Source organism: Providencia sp. PROV033, assembly GCF_028484855.1.
GTDB classification, from domain to species: domain Bacteria; phylum Pseudomonadota; class Gammaproteobacteria; order Enterobacterales; family Enterobacteriaceae; genus Providencia; species Providencia alcalifaciens.
The window spans coordinates 1-2,107 of sequence record NZ_JAMPSW010000193.1 but is presented as its reverse complement, the minus strand read 5'-3'; the positions used below and the strand labels follow the sequence as shown (position 1 = coordinate 2,107).

The 2,107-nt window shown below is 39.5% G+C and carries 3 protein-coding genes; 2 read left to right on the top strand and 1 reads right to left on the bottom strand.

Going from position 1 to position 2,107, the window contains the following annotated elements; genetic code table 11:
• Positions 1-576 (bottom strand): response regulator (locus PSF16_RS17255; protein ID WP_272689792.1); only part of this gene is annotated, 576 nt, incomplete at its 3' end.
• A gap of 117 nt (positions 577-693) precedes the next feature.
• On the opposite strand from PSF16_RS17255, the gene PSF16_RS17250 reads away from it, so the two are divergent.
• Positions 694-1,173 (top strand): YchJ family protein, encoded by a 480-nt coding sequence (locus tag PSF16_RS17250; RefSeq protein WP_006661673.1) that lies wholly within the window; start codon positions 694-696, stop codon positions 1,171-1,173.
• Between the two features lie 89 nt (positions 1,174-1,262).
• A partial coding sequence (purU, locus tag PSF16_RS17245) for a formyltetrahydrofolate deformylase (protein ID WP_272689791.1) occupies positions 1,263-2,107 on the top strand: 845 nt, incomplete at its 3' end.

Genomic DNA, 2,107 nt, shown 5'->3' with positions numbered 1-2,107 from the left:
TGATATTGCTGCAATATCCAACAGTAAACCAAAACGATTCGCTTCATTTAATTGTCTATAGTTTATCTTATAGCCATTAATGACCTGTACAACGGGAGGTTGCAATTGTTTTAAAATGGCCAACATATCCAGCTTGTCATTATTTAGAATATTCGAAATATTTTGTATTTCATTCTCAATCAATGCTTCGGGATCATATTGTTCAGGATACAACGCCGCATGGATCGTCACTTTGACTTCATCAAGATTTTTTATCGGCTTCAATAGTGCATCTTTCGCTCCAAGGCGAAACATGCGATCCAATTGAGTAAAATCCGTCGTTGCTGATATGACAATCACTGGCACATTAATATTGCGTTCTACCAGTTCTGCCATAAACGCTTCCCCGTTCATGACGGGCATATTTAGGTCACATAAAATCACATCAGGTTTCACCTGCTGTTGCGTGATCAGTTCAAGTGCAAGCGCACCATTATCCGCGATATAGACGTCGGTTTCTAAACTTTCGAGGTATTCACGAAGAATAGTACAAAAAATTTTTTCATCTTCAACTATGAGTATTTTTCTATTTTTCATATCATACCTACCACGACTACCCTGGTTTAATAAGTCATATATTGTGACAACAATAGTCATATCGCAAAATCATTAACGACTATATTTTTTAAGTATAGTTATTTTATCGAGAAAAGAATGAACCAATCTTTAAAAAATAATTGTAGTTGCGGTCATCCTCTGCCGTTTGACCAATGCTGCTCTCCGCTGATATCTGGGCAGACTATTGCTGAAACTCCAGAGCAATTAATGCGCTCACGATACAGTGCTTATGTTCACCGAGATGCAGATTACCTCATTAAAACATGGCACCCAGATTGCCAAGCACAAGAGTGGCGCGATGCTATCGTAGAAAGTTTTGAACAAACTGAATGGCTAGGACTGCGTGTCATTAGTTCTTCTCATGCTAAAAATCCTGACGAAGCTTATGTCGAATTTTCGGCTTGCTTTATTGATGAAAAAGCTGATCATAAACAGCTTATTCACGAACGTTCCCGTTTTCTTCGCATTGATGCACAGTGGTATTACATTGATGGAATAACACCAAAAGTTGGGCGTAATGATAACTGCCCATGCGGCTCAGGAAAAAAATTCAAGAAGTGCTGCGATAGTTATTAATTCTCTGTTTATCAATTCGCATATTCTTTGCACATATTACGATGAGTCTAAATTATTGGACTTTTGTTAGTTAAGGATTAGGCAGTTCCATGCAACACAAAAACGTACAGAAAAAAATTCTCAGAACTATTTGCCCTGATGCTAAGGGATTAATCGCTAAAATTACCAATATCTGCTACAAACACCAGCTTAACATTATCCAAAATAATGAATTTGTCGATCACCGCACTGGTCGTTTTTTTATGAGAACGGAACTGGAAGGCATTTTTAACGACGAAACATTGCTAGCAGATTTAGATGATGCGTTGCCAGAAGGTTCTAAGCGTGAATTAAACTCTGCGGGACGCCGCCGCATTGTCGTTATGGTTACCAAAGAAGCTCACTGTCTTGGGGATCTCCTCATGAAGAGTGCTTATGATGGGTTAGATGTGGAAATTGCCGCCGTTATTGGCAACCACGACACGCTAAAAAATCTTGTCGAACAATTTGGCATTCCTTTCCATCATATCAGCCACGAAGGATTAACTCGTGATCAACATGACGAGAAATTAACCGCTCAGATTGATCAGTACCAACCTGACTATGTTGTACTGGCAAAATATATGCGTGTACTAACACCTGCCTTCGTTCAGCGCTATCCAAACCAAATTATTAATATTCATCATTCATTCTTACCTGCATTCATTGGTGCACGTCCTTATCACCAAGCCTATGAGCGCGGTGTGAAAATCATTGGGGCGACAGCCCACTTTGTGAATGATAATTTAGATGAAGGCCCTATCATCACGCAAAACGTTATCAACGTAGATCATACTTTCACTGCGGATGATATGATGCGCGCTGGTCGTGATGTTGAAAAAAACGTGCTGAGCCATGCCTTATACTGGGTTCTCGCACAACGTGTCTTTGTTTACGGTAATCGGACAATTATTTT

What these genes read in the sequence shown, in the direction of transcription:
- PSF16_RS17250 (WP_006661673.1), top strand. Translation starts at nt 694, where the DNA reads ATGAACCAATCTTTAAAAAATAATTGTAGTTGCGGTCATCCTCTGCCG.